Raw genomic sequence first — 23,019 nt, 5'->3', positions numbered from 1 at the left:
CGGAGACCGGTCCGTCTCTCCAGGCTCCCAGGAGCACGCATAACCATGTCGCTGACCCCTGAACAGAAGCGCGCGCGGCTCGCCGAGCTGCTGCGCGAGAAGAACCGTCAGTCCCGTCGTGCGCCGGTGTCCTTCGCGCAGGAGCGGATGTGGTTCCAGGAGCGGCTCAACCCGGGCAGCGCCGCCTTCAACATCCCCACCGCCGTGCGCCTGTCCGGCGAGCTCAACGTCGACGCCCTCCGTCGCTCACTTCAGGAACTGGTGCAGCGCCACGAGGCGCTTCGCACCACCTTCGTCGAGCAGGACGGGCGCGTGTTGCAGCACATCGCCCCCTCGCTCGACGTCACCCTGCCCGTGGTGGAGGTGCAGGACGGCGCTCCCTCCGAGCGTGAGGCCGAGGCCTGGAGCCTCCTGCACGCCGACGCGCGGAAGCCCTTCGACGTGGAAAAGGGCCCGCTGCTTCGCACGGTGCTCTACCGCTGGGGCCCAGGCGAATACCTGCTGCTTCTCAACGTTCACCACATCGTCTCCGACGGGTGGACGATGGGCGTGCTGGTACGGGAGTTGGGGGCGCTCTACCCCTCTCTCGCCGCGGGTCAACCCTCCCCGCTGCCACCGCTGCCCATGCAGTACGCGGACTTCGCGACATGGCAGCGCGACTGGCTCAAGGGCGAGACGCTGGACTCACAGCTCGCGTACTGGCGCAACCAGCTGGACGCCGACGCCATGCTGGAGCTGCCCACGGACAAACCCCGTCCTCCCGTGGCCAGCACCGACGGGGCTCGCCTCACGGTGGTGCTGCCTCCCGCGCTGCTCCAGTCGCTCAAGCAACTGGCCGGACGCGAGGGCCGCACCCTCTTCACCCTCCTGCTGTCCGCCTACCAGGCGCTGCTGTCTCGCTACTGCGGCCAGGACGACGTCGTCGTCGGCACTCCCATCGCCGGCCGCAACCGCTCCGAGCTCGAAGGCCTCATCGGCCTTTTCGTCAACACCCTCGCCCTTCGCGCCGACCTCTCCGCGGACCCGTCCTTCCTCGCCTTGATGGCCCGGGTGCATGAGGTGTCGCTGGGCGCCTTCGCCCACCAGGAAGTCCCCTTCGAGAAGCTGGTGGAGGCGCTCCAGCCCGAGCGCAAGCTGAGCAGCACGCCGCTTTTCCAGGTGATGTTCGCCCTGCAGAACGCGCCCCTGCCTCCGCTGCGGGTGCCGGGGCTGACGTTGGAAATGCAGCCGGTGGACAGCGGCACCAGCCAGGTGGACCTGACGCTGCTGGCCACCGAGCTGCCCCAGGGCCTGCGCCTCGCCGCGGTGTACCGCACGGACCTCTTCGAGGAGCCGACGGTGCGGCGGCTGCTCGCGCATTTCCAGACGCTGCTGGAGGGCATCGCCGCGCACCCAGAAGCGCGGCTGTCCGAGCTGCCGCTGATGGACGCCGCCGAGCAGCGGCAGGTGCTGCGGGAGTGGAGCACCACCGCGTCCAGCTACGCGCGAGAGTCCTCGCTGCCCGAGGTTTTCTCTCAGGTAGTGGCCCGCTTCCCGGACCATGTCGCCGTGGAATTCGGCGACGCGCGCCTCACCTACCGCCAGCTCGACGAACGCTCCAATCAGCTCGCGCACCACCTGCGCCGCCTCGGCGTGGGTGCCGACTCCCGCGTCGCGCTCGCCGTCGAGCGGTCGCTGGAGCTCATCATTTCCCTCGTCGCCATCCTCAAGGCTGGCGGCGCCTACGTCCCCCTGGACCCGTCCTATCCACGTGAGCGTCTGGCCGGCATGGTGGAGGACACCCGTCCCCAGGCGCTCGTCACCACGCGAGCGCTGTTGTCCCGCATCCCGGTGGAGGGCCTCTCCACCGTCGTGCTGGAGGACGCCGCGCTCGCTTCTGAGCCGACGCATGCGCTGTCGCCGACGGCCCTGCCCGACTCGCTGGCGTACGTCGACTTCACCTCCGGCTCCACCGGCCGCCCCAAGGGCGTGGGCACCACCCACCGCAACGTCCTGCGCACCCTGCTCGACGTCGACTTCGCCCACTTCGGCCCCGAAGAAACGCTGCTGCAACTGGCTCCCATCTCCTTCGACGCCTCCACGCTCGAAATCTGGGGCGCGCTGCTGCACGGCGCTCGCCTCGTCGTCATGTCTCCCCAGACTCCTTCTCTGGAAGAGCTGGGCCAGGTGCTTCGTGATTCGAAGGTGACGACGCTCTGGCTGACCGCTGGCCTCTTCACCCAGGTGGTGGAGTCCCACCTCCAAGCGCTGAGCCCGGTGAAGCAACTGCTCGCCGGTGGCGACGTGGTGCCTGCCGCGCACGCACGCCGCGTGCTCGAAGAACTCGGCATCTCCCTCACCAACGGCTACGGCCCCACTGAGACCACCGTCTTCGCCGCCTGCTTCCGCATGACGGACGCAGCGCAGGTGGGCGCCTCCGTTCCCATTGGCCGGCCCATTGGAAGCACCCAGCTGTACGTGCTGGATGCTCACGGCCAGCCGGTACCCCTGGGCGTCGTGGGGGAGCTGTTCATCGGCGGCGACGGATTGGCCCGTGGATACATCGGCCAACCCGCCCTCACCGCCGAGCGCTTCATCCCTGACGCCTTCTCCGGCATCCCGGGTGCCCGCCTCTATCGCACGGGAGACCGGGCTCGCTGGCGGGCGGACGGGCTGATGGACTTCCTCGGCCGCGCCGACTCGCAGGTGAAGCTGCGTGGCTTCCGCATCGAGCCAGGCGAAATCGAGTCCGCGCTCTCCGCGCACCCCGGTGTGCTACAGGCCCTGGTGCTCGTGCGCGAGGACCAGCCCGGTGACAAGCGGCTGGTGGCCTACGTGGTGCCCTCCCCGGGTCAGTCGCTGGACACCGAGGCGCTCCGGGATGCGCTCAAGCAGCGGCTGCCCGACTACATGGTGCCCTCGGCGTTCGTCTCGCTAGAGGTGCTGCCCCTCACTGCCAACGGCAAGGTGGACCGCAAGGCCCTGCCGGCTCCCGAGCTGGGCTCCGCTCCTGACCGGTACGTCGCCCCGCGCACGCCCACAGAAGAGACTCTCGCGGCGCTCTGGGTCGAGGTGCTCCGCGTGCCGCGCGTGGGCGCCGAGGACCACTTCTTCGACCTGGGCGGCCACTCCCTGCTGGCCACTCAGGTGGTCTCCCGAATCCGCGTCAGCCTGGGCGTGGAGCTGCCCCTGCGCGAGTTGTTCCGGCTCCCGGTCCTCTCCGCGCTGGCCCGCCACGTGGACTCGGTGCTCCAGGCCCGGCAGCAGGCGCGGGCCACCCCGGAAGTCCTCGTCGCAGCGCCCCAGGACTTGCAGCCCCTGTCCTTCGCGCAGCAGCGGCTGTGGTTCATCGACCAGCTCCAGCCCGGTAGCGCCGTCTACAACATGCCCTTCGCGCTGCGGCTGGAGGGCTCGCTGGACGTGGGCGCGCTGGAGGCGTCGCTCACCCAGGTGGTGGAACGCCACGAGTCGCTGCGCACCACCTTCGCCGCACGCGAAGGCCAGCCCGTGCAGCGCATCCATCCGCCCGCGCCCTTCAGCCTCTCCATGATGGACCTGCGTGGCGTGCCTGCCTCCGAGCGTCAAACCGAGGCCCGCCGCCACGCTGTCGTCGAGGCCACCCGTCCCTTCGACCTGGGCAAGGGGCCACTGCTGCGTGCAGTCCTGCTGCGGCTCGACGACTCCGAGCACCTGCTGCTGCTGACCCTGCACCACATCGTCTCCGATGGCTGGTCCATGGGTGTCCTCGTACGGGAGCTTGGAGCCCTGTACGCGGCGCGCATCTCCGGAGTGCCCGCGGCCCTGCGGCCCCTGCCCATGCAGTACGCCGGCTTCGCGAGCTGGCAGCGCAACTGGCTCCAGGGCGAGGTGCTCTCGCGGCAGCTCGACTACTGGAAGCAGCAGCTCTCCGGGGCACCCGCCCTGCTGGAGCTGCCCACCGACAGGCCTCGTCCCTCCGTGCCGACCTACCGCGGCGCGAAGCAGTCCCTTCTCCTCCCGGCGGACCTGAGTGCGTCCATCCAGGCGCTCTCGAAGCGCCACGGCGTGACGCCGTTCATGACGTTGCTGGCGGCCTTCCAGACGCTGCTGCACCGATACTCGGGGCAGGATGACCTCGTCGTCGGCTCGCCCATCGCCGGCCGCAACCGCGCGGAGACCGAAGGGCTCATCGGCTTCTTCGTCAACACCCTGGTGCTGCGCGCGCGGGTGACTGCGAGCACCACCTTCACCCAGATGCTGGAGCAGGTGAGGGAGACCACCCTGGGCGGCTACGAGCACCAGGACGTCCCCTTCGAGAAGCTCGTCGAGGAGCTGCGTCCTCCGCGCGACGCGAGCTACTCGCCGCTCTTCCAGGTCATCTTCGCCCTGCAGAACATGCCCATGGGGGCGTTGGAGTTGCCGGGGCTCCGTCTGGAGCCGCTCGAAGCGGGCGAGGCCGGCTCCAAGTTCGACCTGGAGCTCACCTTCACGGAGACACCGCTGGGCTACCAGGGTGCGCTCCGCTACAGCACGGACCTGTTCGACGACGCGACGGCGACGCGACTGCTGACGCACTTCCGAACGCTCGTGGAAGCACTCGTCGCCCGGCCCGAGGCACCTCTCGCCTCCGTCTCCCTGCTGTCCCCGGTGGAGCGCGAGCAGGTGCTTCGAGACTGGAGCACCACCACTTCCGACTACCCGCGTGAAGCCACGTTGCCCGAGGTCTTCTCGCAGGCCGTGGCTCGCTACCCGGACCATGTCGCCGTGGAGTTCGGCGTCTCTCGCCTCACCTACCGCCAGCTCGACGAACGCTCCAATCAGCTCGCGCACCACCTGCGCCGTCTGGGAGTCGGCGCAGATACGTGCGTCGCTCTCGCCGTCGAGCGCTCGCTGGAGCTCATCGTCTCCCTCGTCGCCATCCTCAAGGCCGGCGGCGCCTACGTCCCCCTGGACCCGTCCTACCCGCGGGAGCGCCTGGCCGGCATGGTGGAGGACGTGGCACCCCAGACACTCGTCACCACGCGTGCCTTCCTCTCCAAGCTGCCCGTGGAAGGCCTCTCCACCGTCGTGTTGGAGGATGCCGCCTTCGCTTCCGAGCCGATGCATGCGCCGACCACCGTCGCCCTGCCCGACTCACTGGCGTACGTGGACTTCACCTCCGGCTCCACCGGCCGCCCCAAGGGCGTGGGTACCACCCACCGCGGCGTGCTGCGCACCCTCCTCGGCGCCGACTACAACCGCTTCGGACCCGACGAAGTCCTCCTCCAGTTCGCCCCCATCTCCTTCGACGCCTCCACCTTCGAAATCTGGGGCGCGCTGCTGCACGGCTCGCGCCTGGTGGTCATGCCTCCACAGGCCGCGTCCCTGGAGGAGCTGGGCCGCGTCATCCAGTCCTCGGGCGTCACCACGCTGTGGGCCACCATTGGCCTGTTCACCCAAATGGTGGACAACCCTCCGCCAGGGCTGAGCACGGTGAAGCACCTCATGACGGGCGGCGACGTGGTGTCGCCCGCTCACGTGCGCCGCGCCGTGGAAGGGCTGCACATCCCCGTCACCGCCTTCTACGGCCCCACCGAGACCACCGTCTTCGCCACCTCCTACCCGGTGACTCGCGCCGAGCAGGTGGGCACCTCCGTGCCCATCGGCCGGCCCATCGGTAGCACGCGCATGTATGTCCTGGATGCTCACGGCCAGCCGGTGCCCGTGGGTGTCGTCGGTGAGCTCTACATCGGTGGCGACGGCCTCGCGCGCGGCTACCTCGGCCAGCCCGCCCTCACCGCCGAGCGCTTCGTCCCTGACACCTTCTCCGGCATCCCCGGCGCCCGCCTCTACCGCACCGGAGACCTGGTGCGCTGGCTTGCCGGCGGCGTGCTGGACTTCGTCGGCCGTGCCGACGCGCAGGTGAAGCTGCGCGGCTTCCGCATCGAGCTGGGGGAAGTCGAAGCGGCCCTGCTTGCCTTCGCAGACGTGGCCCAGGCCGTGGCCCTGGTGCGCGAGGACGTGCCCGGCGACAAGCGCCTCGTCGGCTATGTCGCCGCTCCTGAGTCCCTCGACATGGCCGCGCTGCGTGTCTCACTCAAGCAGAGGCTGCCCGAATACATGGTGCCGTCCGCGCTGGTGCGGCTGGACACCCTCCCCCTCACCGCCAACGGGAAGGTCGACCGCAAGGCCCTGCCCGCTCCGGATTCGACGAACTCGACCGCCACCGCCGCCTACGTCGCTCCGCGCACTCCTACCGAAGAAAAGCTCGCGGCGCTCTGGGCCGAGGTGCTCGGCCTGCCGCGCGTCGGTGCCGAGGACGACTTCTTCGAGGTGGGCGGCCACTCCCTGCTCGCCACCCGTGTCGTCTCCCGCATCCGCGCCTCCTTCGGCGTGGAGCTTCCGCTGCGCGAGTTCTTCCGGGCGCCCACCGTCGCCGCGCTCGCCGTGCTCATCGATGCCGCCGTGCGTGCCGGTGACACCGGAACACTTCCGCCGATTGAGCGTGTGCCGCGCGAGCAGAAGTTGCCCCTCTCGTACTCGCAGCAGCGCGTGTGGTTCCTGGACCAGCTCGAGCCCGGCAGCGCGGCCTTCAACATGCCGTTCACCCTGGAGCTGGCCGGCACCCTCGACGCCGAGGCACTGCGGCGGTCCCTGGAAGCCCTGCTGCACCGCCACGAGTCCCTGCGCACCACCTTCCACGGTGAGGCCCAGGGCCCCGTGCAGCGCATCCACGCTCCCGCTCCGTTGGAGATGGCCCTCATCGACCTGAGCGGCCTTCCTCCTGAACAGCGCCAGGCGGAGGCCCGGCGGCGCATCAACGCGGACTCCCTGCGCCCCTTCGACCTCGCCACCGGTCCACTGCTGCGCGCCATGCTCCTGAAGCTCGGGGAGCAGTCGCACGTGCTGCTGCTCAACGTCCACCACATCGCGGCGGACGGCTGGTCCATGAGCGTCCTGGTGCGGGAGCTCGGCGTCATCTACCCCGCCCTCACCGCGAGTCTTCCCTTCGTCCTGCCAGCGCTCCCACTCCAGTACGCGGACTACGCCGCCTGGCAGCGCAAGTGGCTGGAGGGGGCGGAGCTGCAAAAGCAGCTCACCTGGTGGCGCCGCCAGCTCGACGGAGCGGCGCAGGACTTGGAGCTGCCCACCGACAGGCCGCGCAACCACGTCGCTTCCCCTCCGGGGGCCCTGGCGCCCGTCCACCTCCCCCGCGAGCTGGCCACGGCGGTGGAGGCCTTCTGCAACCGCGAGGGCCTCACGCCCTTCATGCTCTTCCTGGCGGCCTTCCAGCTGCTGCTGTCGCGCTACTCCGGCCAGGACGACATCTCCGTCGGCTCGCCCGTCGCGGGACGCAACCGCATCGAGCTGGAGGGCCTCGTCGGCTTTTTCCTCAATACCCTGGTGATGCGCACCCGCCTGGACGGAGACCCCACCGTGCGCGAGCTGCTGGGCCGCGCGCGGGAGATGGCGCTGGGCGCCTACGCCCATCAGCACGTCCCCTTCGAGCGCCTCCAGCCGATGCGCGACTTGCGTCAGGCGCCGCTGTTCCGGGTGATGTTCATCCTGCAGAACATGCCGACCATGGAGCTGGCCCTGCCAGGGCTGGTGATGCGCAGCGCGCCCCTGGGAGACCACACCGCCAAGTTCGACCTGACGCTGACGCTGACGCGCAGCCAGGAGGGCTTCGAGGGCGCGCTGGACTACCGCGCCGACCTGTTCGAGGCGTCCACCATGGAGCGGATGGCACGCCACCTGCGCACGCTCGTGGAGTCCCTGGTGGCCGCCCCGGGAAAGCGCCTGTCCGAGCTGTCGCTGATCTCCAGCGAGGAGCGGCAGCGGCTGCTGGTGGACTGGAACGCCACCCGGGCGGACTTCCCGGAGGCGTGCGTCCACTCGCTCTTCGAGGCCCAGGCGCGCCGCGCTCCCGACGCGCTCGCCGCCTCCTTTGAGGGACAGCAGCTCACCTACGCGCAGCTCGACGCCAAGGCCAACCAGCTCGCGCATGCGCTGCGCCGCCGGGGCGTCGGGCCCGAGGTCCGCGTGGCGCTCAGCGTGGAGCGCTCGCTGGACATCGTCGTGGGCCTGCTCGGCATCCTCAAGGCCGGCGGCGCCTGGGTACCCGTGGATCCACTGCTGCCGCGTGAGCGCCTCGCCTTCATGCTGGAGGACAGCGGCGCGGCGGTGCTGGTGACTCAGTCCCCGCTGCTGGAGCGCTTCTCCGAGGCACACCACTCGCGCGCGTTCTGCCTGGACTCCGAGAAGGACGCGCTCTCGCGTGAGAGCACCGAAGCGCCGGTGACGGGCGTGGCCCCGTACCACCTGGCCTACCTGCTCTACACGTCCGGCAGCACCGGCACGCCCAAGGGCACCGCCGTGGAACACCGCAGTGTCGCCAACCTGGTGACGCATGAAGCGGTGGCGTACGGCATCGGCCCCGGCAGCCGCGTGTTGCAGTTCGCCAGCCTCTCCTTCGACCTGTCGGTGGAAGAAGTCTTCACCACGCTGTGCTCCGGGGCCTCGCTGGTGCTGGCGCCCCTGGAGAAGCTGATGCCGGGCGCGCCGCTGCAGAAGCTGCTGCGCGAAGAAGCCCTCTCCGTCATCAGCCTCACGCCCGCGGCGCTGGCGGCCACGTCGGCGGAAGGACTGCCCGAGCTGCGCACCGTCATCTCCGGTGGCGAAGCCCTGCCCGCGGACGTGGTGGCGCGCTGGGCTCCGGGCCGGCGCCTGCTCAATACCTATGGCCCCACAGAGGCCACGGTGATTGCCACGCTCGCCGAGTGCCTCGCGGACGGGCGCGTCCCGTCCATCGGCCGGCCCCTGGCCAACGTGCGCGCGTACGTGCTGGACGTGCGTGGAGAGCCAGTGCCCGTGGGCGTGAAGGGCGAGCTGTACGTGGGCGGAGTCGGCGTGGCGCGCGGCTACGCGGGCCGCCCCGCCCTCACCGCCGAGCGCTTCCTCCCGGACCGTTTCTCGGGCGAGGCCGGTGCCCGGCTGTACCGCACGGGCGACGTGGTGCGTTGGCGCGAAGACGGAACGCTCGACTTCGTCGGCCGCGCGGATGCACAGGTCAAGGTGCGTGGCTTCCGCATCGAGCTGGGCGAGGTGGAGTCCGCCCTGGCGAAGCTGCCGGGGGTGCGCGAGGCCGTCGTCGTCGCACGTGAGGACGGCCCCGCTGGCAAGCGGCTGGTGGGCTACGTCGTGGCGCACGAGGGCACGCAGACGGACAGCGCCGCGCTGCGCGCCGCCCTGAAGGAGACGCTGCCCGAGTACATGGTGCCGTTGGCCGTGGTGGTGCTGCCGGCGATGCCGCTGACGTCCAACGGCAAGGTGGACCGCAAGGCCCTGCCGGCGCCGGACCTCGCCGCCGCCGGCGGGCGTCCGCACTTCGTCGCCCCGCGTACGGAGACGCAGACCCTGCTGGCCGGAATCTGGAGCACGGTGCTCGGCGTGGAGCCGGTGGGCCTGTCCGACAACTTCTTCGAGCTGGGTGGACACTCCCTGCTGGCCACCCAGGCCATCAGTCGCATGCGCGCCGCCTTCGGCGTGGAGTTGCCGCTACGAGAGTTGTTCGACGCCACGACGCTCGCCGAGCTGGCGATGCGGGTAGACCGGGCGGTGCAGGCCGGCCACGGTCAGCAGGTGCCGCCGCTGGTGCCGGTGCCGCGCACGGGCGACCTGCCGGCGTCCATGGCGCAGCAGCGCCTGTGGTTCCTGGACCAGCTCGACCCGGACAGCCCGCTCTACAACCTGCCGTTCGCCCTCGTCCTCGAGGGTACGGTGGACGTGGACGCCCTGGAGCGCAGCCTGACGGAGCTGGTGCGCCGCCAGGAGGCGCTGCGCACCACCTTCCGTGAGACCCCGAAGGGGCCCGTGCAGGTCGTCCATCCGGCCGCGCCCGTTCCTGTGCCGGTGGTGGACCTGACCTCCGTGCCCGCGGACCAGCGCCGGCAGGAGGCGCGGCGGCGTGTGCGGGAGGAGGCGCTGCGCCCCTTCAGCGTGTCGCGTGGACCGCTACTGCGCTCGGCGATTCTGAAGCTGTCCGAGCGCGAGCACGTGCTGGTCTTCAACGTGCACCACATCGTCTCCGACGGCTGGTCGATGGGCGTCATGGTGCGGGAGCTGGCCGCGCTCTACGTGGCCTTCTCCGGTGGCCAGCCCTCGCCGCTGCCGGAGCTGCCGGTGCAGTACGCGGACTTCGCGGCGTGGCAGCGCGGCTGGCTGCGGGACGAGGTGCTGGAGGAGCAGCTCGGCTGGTGGCGCAAGCAGCTCGAGGGCGTGCCTCGGACGCTGGAGCTGCCCACGGACCGGCCCCGGCCGGCCGTGCAGACCTCGCGCGGCTCCTCGACGATGGTGCGGCTGCCGGTGCAACTGGCCGAGGCGCTGGAGGCGCTCTGCCGCCGCGAGGGCGTGACGCCGTTCATGGCGTTGCTCGGCGCGTTCCAGTTCCTGATGGCCCGCTACTCCGGCCAGTCGGAGGTCCTGGTCGGCTCCGTGGTGGCCGGAAGAGACCGGGGTGAGCTGGAAGCGCTCGTCGGCTTCTTCGTCAACACGCTGCCGCTGTATGCGCGCCTGAGTCCCTCGGAAAGCTACCGCTCACTGCTGGCGCAGGTGCGGGACACGACGCTCGGTGCCTTCGCGCACCAGTCCGTGCCCTTCGAGCGCATGGTGGAGGCGCTCCGGATGGAGCGGAACCTGAGCCGCCCGCCGCTGGTGCAGGTGATGTTCGTGCTCCAGAACGCGCCCATGCCGACGCTGCGGCTGCCGGGCCTGTCCCTGAGCGCGATGCCGGTGGAGGACAAGCCGGTCAAGTTCGAGCTGGAGCTGAACCTGTTCCGCACGGCCGACGGCTACACGGGACCGCTCGAATACAACGCGGACCTCTTCGACCCGGCCACCGCCGAGCGCATGGCGGAGCACTTCCGCGCCCTCGTGCAGGCGCTGGTGTCGCGCCCCGAGGCGGCCCTGGGCTCCCTGTCCATGCTGTCCGAGGCCGAGCAGCGTCAGGTGCTGGTGGAGTGGAACGCCACCGCCACCGAGTACCCGCGCAGCTCCACCCTGCCCGAGGTCTTCTCGCAAGTGGTGGCACGGTACGCGGACAAGGTCGCCGTCGAGTTCGGTGAGGCGAAGCTGACGTACCGGCAGCTGGATGAGCGGGCCAACCAGCTCGCGCATCACCTGCGCGGCCTGGGCGTGTCCACCGACTCTCGCGTGGCCATCGCGCTCGACCGCTCGCTGGAGCTGATTGTCTCCCTCGTCGCCATCCTCAAGGCCGGCGGCGCCTACGTCCCGCTGGACCCGTCGTACCCGCGCGAGCGGCTCGCCGCCATGGTGGAGGACGCGCGTCCCGGCGTCCTCGTGACTTCACGCGAGCTGCTGGCGAAGCTGCCCACCGAGGGCCTGTCCACCGTGGTGCTGGAGGAGACTCCACTCTCCGCTCAGCCCTCGTCCACGCCAGCACGGGTCTCTCAGCCCAACAGCCTCGCGTACATCGACTTCACGTCCGGCTCGACGGGCCGCCCCAAGGGCGTCGGCACTCCGCAGGCCGCCGTGCTGCGCACCGTCTTCGGCAACGACTACGCGCACCTGGGCGCGGATGAGACGTTCCTCCTCATCGCGCCGGTGTCCTTCGACGCCTCCTCCCTGGAGCTGTGGGCACCGCTGCTCCATGGCGCCCGTCTCGTCGTCTTCCCGCCCCACTCACCCTCCGACCTGAAGGAGTTGGAATCGGTGCTGGTGAAGCACGGTGTCACCACCCTGCACCTCACCGCCGGCCTCTTCACCCAGGTCGTAGACAACAACCTCGCGGCGCTTCGCGGGGTGAAGCAGTTGCTCACCGGTGGTGACGTGGTGAGCCCGCCTCACGTGCGCCGTGTCCTCGAAGAGCTGCGCATCCCCGTCACGGCCTGCTACGGCCCGACGGAGACCACGCTCTTCGCCTCCACCCACCGCATGACTTCGGTGGAGCACGTCGGCACGTCCGTGCCCATCGGCAAGCCCCTCGGGAATACGCGTGTGTACCTGCTGGACGCCTCCGGGCAGCCGGTGCCCGTGGGCGTCGTGGGCGAGCTGTTCATCGGTGGCGACGGCGTGGCCCGCGGCTATGTCGGCCAGCCTTCGCTCACCGCCGAGCGCTTCGTTCCCGACTCCTTCTCTGGCATTCCCGGCGTCCGCCTCTACCGCACGGGCGACCTGGCCCGCTGGCGGGGTGACGGCGTGCTGGAGTTCTTCGGCCGCGCCGACGCCCAGGTGAAGGTGCGTGGCTTCCGCATCGAGCTGTCCGAGGTCGAAGAGGCGCTGCTGGCCCATTCCGGCGTGGCCCAGGCCGCGGTGCTGGCACGTGAGGACGTACCCGGCGACAAGCGCCTGGTGGCCTACGTCGTGGCTGCGCCCAAGGCGGAGGAGGGCTCCACGAGCGCCTCGGAGCTGCGCGCCTTCCTGGCGAAGCGCCTGCCCGAGTACATGGTGCCCTCCGCCGTGGTGCGGCTGGACGCCCTGCCCCTCACGGCCAACGGCAAGGTGGACCGCAAGGCCCTGCCCGCGCCGGATGCGGACAGCCTGCGCGGCGAGGCACCGTTCATCGCGCCTCGCACGCCACTGGAGCAGACGCTGGCGGAGCACTTCGCCCAGGTGCTCGGCGTTCAGCACGTGAGCGTCACCGACGACTTCTTCGCCATGGGCGGCCATTCGCTGCTGGCCACCCGGCTCGCAACCAGCCTCCGCGAGACACTTGGCATCGACCTTCCCCTGCGAATCTTCTTCGAGTCCCCCACCGTGGAATCACTCGCCGCACGTCTCGAGAAAGCCCGGCAGGCCGCACAGCCCGCCGCTGCCGTCGCCCCCAAGGCGGAGCCGAAGCCGTGGTCTCCGCTCGTGCCGATGCGCGCGGGAGAAGGCGCGCGCCGCCCGCTCTACCTCGTCCACCCGATGGACGGCCGCCTGCACTGCTACGCGGGGCTGGTGGAGCACGCCCCCAAGGGGCAGCCCATCCTGGGCTTCCAGGCGCGAGGCCTCGACGACGGCCGCGCGCCCCTGGAGTCCGTGGACGCCATGGCCGCGTTCTATGTGGAGGCCCTCCGCGCGGCCCAGCCCGAAGGCCCGTACCTGCTCGCCGGCTGGGCCCTGGGCGGCGTCGTGGCCTGGGAGATGGCGCAGCAACTCCAGCGCGAGGGACTGGAGGCGAAGGTGGTGCTCCTCGAGCCCGCCCCCACCACTCCGGATGCCGCCACCAAGGCCAACGCCGCGGCGGCCCAGGCCGCCCTCTTCGCCCGTGAGCTGGCTCGGCAGGCCGGCGGGGACGAGCTCCCGCTGCCCGCCAGCCTCACCACGGGCAAGGACCCCGAGCCGCTGCTCCAGCACCTGCACGCCGAGGGCGTGAAGGCCGGACTGCTGCCCGAAGACCTCTCGCTGGACGAGCTGCGCGCGCGGTTCAAGATGTTCACCAGCCACCTGCGCGCGGCGCGGCGCTACGTCCCGGAGCCGTACTCCGGCCCGGTGCGCATGGTGCGAGCCAGCGAGGCTCCGGACCTGGAGGACGGCGAGGCGGACCGCGGCTGGGGCGAACTGGCCGAGGCCGGCGTCGAGGTGGAGCAGACGCCGGGTGACGGCTACTCGCTGCTGCGCGAGCCGCACGTGAAGGCCCTGGCGGAGCTGCTTTTCGGCACCCCGGGCTCGGAGCCAACGACTCCGGGCGGTGACGGCGACGACAAGCCGCTGTCCTTCGCCCAGCAGCGCCTGTGGTTCATCGACCAGTTCCAGCCCGGCAGCCCCGCCTACAACATCTTCTACGGGCTGCGCTTCACCGGCCCCATGAACGCCACCGTGCTGGAGCGCGCCTTCGCGGAGCTGGTGCGCCGCCACCACGCACTGCGCACGCACTTCCGTGACACCGAGCACGGCCCGGTGCAGGTCGTCACCGAGCCCGGACCGTTCTCCATTCCCCACGAGGACCTGCGTGCCCTCCCCGCCGAGCAGCGGGAGGCCGAGGCCCGACGGCGGGCGGAGGCGGATGCGCGACAGCCCTTCGAGCTCGCGAAGGGTCCGATGATGCGCGCCCGGCTGCTGACGCTGGATGCGCAGGACCATGTGCTGGTGCTGGTCATCCACCACATCGTCTCCGACGGCTGGTCCATGGGCATCCTGGTCCGGGAGATGACGGCGCTGTACCTGTCGTTCCTGATGGGCCAGCCCTCGCCGCTGCCCGAGCTTCCGGTGCAGTACCCGGACTATGCGGTGTGGCAGCGCGAGTGGCTCCAGGGCGAGGTGCTGGAGAAGCAGCTCGCGTACTGGCGCCAGCAGCTCGCGGGGGCGCCCGAGGTGCTGGAGCTGCCCACGGACAAGCCACGTCCGGCGGTGCAGACGAACAACGGCGCCCTGCGCGCCATCAAGCTGTCCCGGACGCTGTCCGACGCCGTCAACGCGCTCTGCCGCCGCGAGGGCACCACGCCCTTCATGGCGCTGCTGGCCGCGTTCCAGGTGCTCCTGTCCCGCTACTCGCGGCAGGACGACGTGGTGGTGGGCTCCCCCATCGCCGGCCGCTCGAAGCGCGAGCACGAGGACCTCATCGGCTTCTTCGTCAACACGCTGGTGATGCGCGCGCGGCTGGAGGGACAGCGCTCCTTCCGAGACCTGCTGGAGCAGGTGAAGGAGTCGGCGCTCGGCGCCTTCGCCCACCAGGACGTGCCGTTCGAGAAGCTGGTGGACGAGCTGAAGCTCGCGCGCGACACGAGCCGCAGCCCGCTGTTCCAGGTCCTCTTCGCCCTGCAGAACGCGCCCACGGCGGGCCTGAAGCTGCCGGGGCTGGCGCTGCGCCCGCTGGAGGTGACCAACGCCACGGTGAAGCTCGAGCTGGAGCTGAACCTCTCGGACTCGCCGGAGGGCTACCAGGGCTCGCTGGGCTACAACACCGACCTCTTCGAGCCGGCGACCATCGACCGGATGGCCGAACACTTCCGTTGCCTCGTGGAAGCGCTCGTGGCCTGGCCCGACGCGCCCCTCGCGTCCGTGTCCATGATGACGCAGGCGGAGCGCCGGCAGGTGCTGGTGAAGTGGAATGACACCGCCACCGAGTACCCGCGCGGCTCCACCCTGCCCGAGGTGTTCTCGCAGGTGGTCGCCCGTCATGCCGACAAGGTCGCCGTCGAGTTCGGTGAGGCGAAGCTGACGTACCGGCAGTTGGATGAGCGGGCCAACCAGCTCGCGCATCACCTGCGCGGCCTGGGCGTGTCCACCGACTCGCGCGTGGCCATTGCCCTGGACCGCTCGCTGGAGCTCGTCGTCTCCCTCGTCGCCATCCTCAAGGCTGGCGGCGCTTACGTCCCGCTGGACCCGTCGTACCCGCGCGAGCGACTCGCGGCCATGGTGGAAGACGCGCGTCCCGGCGTCCTCGTGACTTCGCGCGAGCTGCTGGCGAAGCTTCCAGTGGAAGGGCTGTCCACCGTGGTGCTGGGCGAAGTGTCTCTGGAAGCCCAGCCGAACTCCGCTCCTGTCGTGGCGGCCCTGCCCCAGAGCCTGGCGTACATCGACTTCACGTCCGGCTCCACGGGCCGCCCCAAGGGCGTCGGCACGCCGCAGGCCGCCGTGCTGCGCACCCTCTTCGGCAACGACTACGCGCACCTCGGGCCGGATGAGACGTTCCTCCTCATCGCGCCTGTCTCCTTCGATGCGTCCACCCTGGAGCTGTGGGGCCCCCTGCTCCACGGCGCACGGCTCGTCGTCTTCCCGCCCCACTCGCCTTCCGACTTGAAGGAGCTGGAGTCGGTGCTGGTGAAGCACGGCGTCACCACCCTGCACCTCACCGCCGGCCTCTTCACCCAGGTGGTGGACCACAACTTCCCCGCCCTTCGTGGCGTGAAGCAGTTGCTTACCGGTGGTGACGTCGTCAGCGCGCCTCACGTGCGCCGTGTCCTCGAAGAGCTGAACATCCCCGTCACCGCCTGCTACGGCCCCACGGAAACGACGCTCTTCGCCTCCACCCACCGCATGACTTCGGTGGAGCACGTCGGCACGTCCGTGCCCATCGGCAAGCCCCTCGGAAATACGCGTGTGTACGTGCTGGATGCCTCCAGCCGGCCGGTGCCCGTGGGCGTCGTGGGAGAGCTGTTCATCGGCGGCGACGGCGTGGCGCGGGGCTACGTCGGCCAGCCTTCCCTGACCGCCGAGCGCTTCGTCCCCGACGCATTCTCGGCTGCTCCGGGCGCCCGCCTCTACCGCACCGGCGACCTCGCCCGTTGGCGGGGTGACGGCGTGCTGGAGTTCCTCGGCCGCGCCGATGCCCAGGTGAAGGTGCGCGGCTACCGCATCGAGCTGGCCGAAGTCGAAGCGGCCCTGCTCGCCTTCCCCGACGTGGCCCAGGCCGTGGCCCTGGTGCGTGAGGATGTCCCCGGCGACAAGCGCCTCGTCGGCTACGTCGCCGCTCCCGAGTCCCTCGACACCGCCGCCCTGCGCGCGGCCCTCAAGCAGCGGCTGCCCGAGTACATGGTGCCTTCGGCCCTCGTGCGCCTGGACGCCCTGCCCCTCACCGCCAACGCCAAGGTCGACCGCAAGGCACTGCCCGCGCCCGACTCGGCACTGATGTCTTCCGCCGAGGCATACGTCGCCCCGCGCAACGCCACCGAGGAGAAGCTGGCGGAGCTGTTCTCGGCCGTCCTGCGCGTGCCCCAGGTGAGCATCACCGGCAACTTCTTCGAGCTGGGCGGCCACTCCCTGCTGGCCACGCAGGTCATCTCCCGCGTGCGCAGGACTTTCGAGGTGGAGCTGCCCCTGCGCGCTCTCTTCGAGGCCCCCACCGTCGCGGCTCTCGCCGAGCGCATTCTCTCCACGAGTGGCGCAAGCCAGGCCGCAGCGCCCGCGCTCGTCCCCGTGCCGCGCTCCGAGCCGCTGCCGCTCTCCTTTGCTCAGCAGCGCCTGTGGTTCATCGACCAGCTCGAGCCCGGCAGCGCTTCCTACAGCATGCCCTCCTTCGTGCGCATGGAGGGGTCGCTCGACGCGGACGCCCTGCGCCGCGCCCTCGCGGAGCTGGCCAGCCGCCACGAAGCCCTGCGCACCACCTTCACCCAGCAGGGAGACCAGCCCCTTCAGCTCATCGCTCCCCACGGCGAGCTGCCGCTGGACTTCGTGGACCTCAGCGGCCTGGAGCCCCAGGCCGCTCGCGCCGAGCTGGACCGACAGCTGCGCGCCGAGCTGCTCCGGCCCTTCAACCTCGCCACCGGTCCGCTGGTGCGCGCCCTGTTGCTCAAGCTGGGTGCCGCCGAGCACGTGCTGGCGCTCAACCTCCACCACATCGTCTCGGACGGCTGGTCCATGGGCGTGCTGGTGCGGGAAGTCGCCGCTCTCTACGACGCCTTCGTCCAGGGCCGGCCCTCGCCCCTGCCGCCCCTGCCCGTCCAGTACGCCGACTACGCCGTCTGGCAGCGCCAGTGGTTGCAGGGCGCGGTGCTGGAGGAGCAGCTCGGCTTCTGGAAGCAGCGCCTCTCCGGCCTCACCACGCTGGAGCTGCCCACCGACAAGCCCCGCCCTCCCGTCCAGACCTTCAACGGCGCCCACCTCCCAGTGGCCCTGTCCCGCTCGGCCTCCGAGGCGCTCAAGGCGCTCTGCCAGAGGGAAGGCGCGACGCCGTTCATGGCCCTGCTGGGCGCCTTCCAGGTGCTCCTCTCCCGCTACTCCGGCCAGCAGGACATCTCCGTGGGCTCGCCCATCGCCGGCCGCCAGCGCGGCGAGCTGGAGGGCCTCATCGGCTTCTTCGTCAACACGCTGGTGCTGCGCTCCCACGTGGAGGACTCCGCGTCCTTCATCCACCTGCTCCGTCAGGTGAAGGAGGCCTCGCTGGGCGCCTTCGCCCACCAGGACGTGCCCTTCGAGCGGCTGGTGGAGGAGCTGCAGCCCACGCGTGACATGAGCCGCAGCCCGCTCTTCCAGGTCATCTTCTCCCTGCAGAACGCGCCCATGCCCGCGCTTCGAAAGCAGGACCTGGCGCTGAGCATGGTGGAGGTGGACAACCCCACCATCAAGTTCGAGCTCCAGCTCACCCTGTCGGAAACGCCGGACGGCTACCGGGGCGCGCTGAGCTACAACACCGACCTGTTCGAGCACGCCACCGCGCTGCGCATGGCGGGCCACTTCCAGGTGCTGGTGGAAGCCCTCGCGGCCCGGCCCGAGGCGCCGCTTGCCTCCGTGTCCATGTTGTCCCCGGTGGAGCGCCGACAGGTGCTGGGAGACTGGAGCGCCAGGGCTTCCAACTACCCGCGCGAGTCCACGCTGCCCGAGGTCTTCTCCCAGGTGGTGGCCCGCTTCCCGGACCACGTCGCCGTCGAGTTCGGCTCTTCGCGCCTCACCTATCGCCAGCTCGATGAGCGCGCCAACCAGCTCGCGCACCACCTGCGCCGCTTCGGCGTGGGAGCCGACTCCCGCGTCGCGCTCGCCGTCGAGCGCTCGCTGGAGCTGATTGTCTCCCTCGTCGCCATCCTCAAGGCCGGCGGTGCCTACGTCCCCCTGGACCCGTCCTACCCGCGGGAGCGCCTGGCCGGCATGGTGGAGGACACCGCGCCCCAGGCCCTCATCACCACGCGCGTCAATCGCGCCAAGCTGCCTGCTGACGGGCTCTCCACCCTCGTGCTGGAGGACGTCGCGCTCGACTCCGAGCCGACGCATGCGCCGACTCCCGTCGCCCTGCCCGACTCGCTGGCGTACGTGGACTTCACCTCCGGCTCCACCGGCCGCCCCAAGGGCGTGGGCACCACCCACAGCGGCGTGCTGCGCACCCTCCTCGGCGTCGACTACGCACGCTTCGGGCCCGACGAAGTCCTCCTCCAGTTCGCCCCCATCTCCTTCGACGCCTCCACCTTCGAAATCTGGGGCGCGCTGCTGCACGGCGCTCGGCTCGTCGTCATGCCTCCCCAGGCCGCGTCCCTGGAGGAGTTGGGCCACGCCATCCAGTCCTCGGGCGTCACCACGCTGTGGGCCACCATTGGCCTGTTCACCCAGCTGGTGGACAACCCTCCGCCCGGGCTGAGCACGGTGAAGCACGTCATGACGGGCGGCGACGTGGTGTCGCCCGCCCACGTGCGCCGCGCCGTGGAAGGGCTGCGCATCCCCGTCACCGCCTTCTACGGCCCCACCGAGACGACGGTGTTCGCCACCTCCTACCCGGTGACTCGCGCCGACCAGGTGAGCACCACCGTCCCCATCGGCCGTCCCATCAGTGGCACCCGGCTGTACGTATTGGACGCGCACGGCCAGCCCGTGCCCGCCGGTGTGGTGGGTGAGCTGTTCATCGGCGGCGATGGCGTGGCCCGGGGTTATATCGGCCAGCCCGCGCTCACCGCCGAGCGCTTCATCCCTGACGCCTTCGGCGGCGAGCCCGGCGCCCGCCTCTACCGCACCGGAGACCTCGTCCGCTGGCGCAGTGAAGGCGCGCTGGACTTCGTTGGCCGCGCCGACGCCCAGGTGAAGCTGCGCGGCTTCCGTATCGAGCTGGGTGAGGTCGAATCCGCCCTGCGCGCGCACCCGGACGTCACCCAGGCCGTGGCCCTGGTGCGCGAGGACGTGCCCGGCGACAAGCGCCTCGTCGGCTACGTCGCGGCGCCGGAGTCCCTCGACCTGGCCGCCCTGCGCACCACCCTCAAGCAGCGGCTGCCGGAGTACATGGTGCCCTCCGCACTCGTGCGCCTGGACGCCGTGCCCCTCACGTCCAACGGCAAGTTGGACCGCAAGGCCCTGCCCGTCCCCGATGCGGCGCAGCTCGCCTCCGCCAGGGACTACGTCGCGCCCGCCAATCCCACCGAGGAAGCGCTCGCCGCGCTCTGGGCCGACGTCCTGCGTGTCTCGCGCGTGGGTGCGTACGACAACTTCTTCGAGCTGGGTGGCCACTCCCTGCTGGCCACGCAGGTCATCTCCCGAATCCGCTCCACCTTCGGCGTGGAGCTGCCCCTGCGCGCGCTCTTCGAGGCGCCCACCGTCGCCGCCCTCGCCGCACGCATCGCGTCCGGCCGGATGACGGGACAGCCGCGACAGGCGCCCGAGCTCGTCGCCACGTCGCGCGAGGGCGCACTGCCCGTGTCCTTCGCGCAGCAGCGCCTGTGGTTCATCGACCAGCTCGAGCCCGGCAGCCCCGCCTACAACATGCCCGCCTTCGTGAGCATGGAAGGCGCGCTCGACGTGGCCGCCCTGCAGCGGGGCTTCGATGAGCTGGTGCGCCGCCACGAGGCCCTGCGCACCACCTTCACCCAGCAGGAGGGCCAGCCCTTCCAGCGCATCGCCCCCGGCGGCGAGCTGCCGCTGGAGCTCGTGGACCTCAGTGCCATGGAGCCCCAGGCCGCTCGCGCGGAGCTGGAGCGACGCATGCACGAGGACATCCTCCGCCCGTTCGACCTCGCCGCCGGCCCGCTGGTGCGCGCACAGTTGCTGAAGCTGGGCGCCACCCGGCACGTGCTCGCGCTGAACATGCACCACATCGTCTCGGACGGCTGGTCCATGGGCGTGCTGGTGCGTGAGGTCGCCGCCCTCTACGAGGCCTTCTCCCAGGGCCGGCCGTCGCCCCTGCCGCCGCTGCCGCTCCAGTACCCCGACTACGCCGTCTGGCAGCGCCAGTGGTTGCAGGGCGCGGTGCTCGACGAGCAGCTCGGCTACTGGAAACAGCAGCTCTCCGGTGTCTCCGCCCTGGAGCTGCCCACCGACAAGCCCCGCCCGCCCGCGCAGACGTTCCGCGGCGCGCATGTGCCCGTCACGTTGTCGCTCGCCACCTCCGAGCAGCTCAAGGCGCTCTGCCAGCAGGAGGGCGCCACGCCCTTCATGGCCCTGCTCGCCGCGTTCCAGGTGCTGCTGTCGCGGTACTCCGGGCAGCAGGACATCTCCGTGGGCTCGCCCATCGCCGGCCGCCCGCGTGGGGAGCTGGAAGGCCTCATCGGCTTCTTCGTCAACACCCTGGTGCTGCGCGCACAGGTGGAGGACGGCGCATCCTTCCTCCAGCTGCTCCGTCAGGTGAAGGAGTCCTCGCTGGGCGCCTATGCCCACCAGGACGTGCCCTTCGAGCGACTGGTGGAGGAGGTGCAGTCCACCCGGGACATGAGCCGCAGTCCGCTCTTCCAGGTGACGTTCTCGCTGCAGAACACGCCCGCGGCCTCGGCCCAGGGCAGAGGGCTGGCGCTACGCCCGCTGGAAATCGAGAACCCCACCATCAAGTTCGAGCTGGAGCTCATCCTCGAGGAGAAGCCGGAGGGCATACTCGGCACGCTGCGGTACAACACCGACCTGTTCGACAGCGCCACCGCCGCGCGGATGGCCGAGCACTACCGCGTGCTGGTGGAGGCCCTGGTCTCCCGGCCCGAGGCCCCGCTGGGCTCCGTCTCCCTGCTGACGAAGGCCGAGCGGCACCAGGTCCTGGTGGACTGGAACGCCACCACGGCGGACTTCGCGGGTGAAGCCTGCGTCCACCAGCGCGTCGAGGCCCAGGCACGGCGCACCCCGGATGCGCTGGCCGTGGAGTCCGACGACGCGCGACTCACCTACCGCGAGCTGGACTCGCGCGCCAACCACCTCGCGCATGCGCTGCTCGCCCGGGGCGTTCGCACCGGCGACCGCGTCGCGCTGTGCGTGCAGCGCTCCCCCGACATGGTGGTAGGCCTGCTGGGCATCCTCAAGGCCGGCGCCGCCTACGTGCCGCTGGCCCCGGACTACCCACGCGAGCGCCTGGCCTTCATGCTCCAGGACTGCGGCGCCCGCGTGCTGCTCACCCAGTCCTCGCTGCTCGGCCTGCTGCCCGAGGGCACCGACGTCGTGTGCCTCGACTCCGACGCCTTCTCCTCTCACGAGCACAAGGGCGCACCGGCCGTCTCCGTCTCCGCGGACGACGTCGCCTACGTCATCTACACCTCGGGCAGCACCGGACAGCCCAAGGGCGTGCTCATCCCGCATGGCGCCCTCGTCAACCACATGGCGTGGTTCCTCTCCTCCTTCGGCCTCTCCTCCGAAGACAGGGTGCTTCAGAAGACGCCGCTGAGCTTCGACGCCTCCGTCTGGGAGTGCTGGGCCTCGCTCCTGGTGGGCGCGCCCCTCGTGCTCGCACCACCCGAAGCCCATCGCGACCCGGCCGCCCTGGTCGCCTGCGTGGTGCGCCAGCGCGTCACCGTCCTCCAGGTGGTCCCCTCCATGCTCCGCTTCATGCTGGAGGAGGAAGCGCTGCGCGGCGCCACGCACCTGCGCTGGCTGTTCTGCGGCGGCGAGGCCCTGGCCTCCGAGCTGGCCCCGCGCCTGCGGGCGCTCCTCCCGGAGACACGGCTCGTCAACCTGTACGGCCCCACTGAAACCACCATCGACGCCACGTCCGCGCTGGCCACGGGCCAGGAGCGCGGCACCACCGTGCCCATCGGCCGGCCGGTGGCCAACACCCGCCTCTACGTGCTCGACGGGCAGCTGCGCCCCGTGCCGCCGGGAGTCCCGGGGGAGTTGTTCATCGGCGGCGCGCAGCTCGCCCTCGGCTACCTGGACAGGCCCGCCCTCACCGCCGAGCGCTTCGTCCCCGACGCGTTCGCCTCCTCGCCGGGAGCGCGCCTGTACCGCACCGGGGACCAGGTGCGTTGGCTGCGCGACGGCTCGCTGGAGTACCTGGGGCGCCAGGACTCGCAGGTGAAGGTGCGCGGCTTCCGTATCGAGCCGGGCGAAGTCGAGGCCGCTGTGCGTGCACACGCAGGCGTCCACGACGCGGTGGTGATGGCTCGCGAGGATGTGCCGGGCCAGAAGCGACTGGTGGCCTATGTCGTCCCCGCCACGGTGGAGGTTGCCGGCCTGCGGGCTTCGCTGCGCGAGGCCATGCCCGAGTACATGGTGCCCTCCGCCTTCGTGCCGCTGGACTCGCTGCCGCTGACGCCCAACGGCAAGGTGGACCGCAAGGCGCTGCCCGTACCGGAGGCGGCCCTCTCGAACGAGGACACCTCGGTGGCGCCGAGGGACCCGACGGAGGAGGTGCTGGCCGGCTTCTTCGCCGGACTGCTGAGACAGGAGCGCGTGGGCATCCACGACAACTTCTTCGAGCTGGGTGGCCACTCCCTGCTCGTCACGCAGCTGGCCTCCCGCGTGCGCAACGCCTTT

General features: G+C 70.9%; 1 protein-coding gene (running past one end of the window). It reads left to right on the top strand.

Features of this window, described 5'->3' with window-relative positions; all coding sequences use genetic code 11:
• Positions 1-45: 45 nt before the first annotated feature.
• On the top strand, positions 46-23,019 hold the 5' portion of the coding sequence (locus ACX9TP_RS13255) for a non-ribosomal peptide synthase/polyketide synthase (RefSeq protein ID WP_482980080.1). Its footprint extends 20,055 nt past the window's final position; only the first 22,974 of its 43,029 coding nucleotides appear in the window; it begins with the start codon at positions 46-48; the stop codon falls past the right edge of the window.

This window comes from Pyxidicoccus sp. M15 (assembly GCF_056858435.1).
This window is presented reverse-complemented; position numbering and strand designations above follow the sequence as displayed.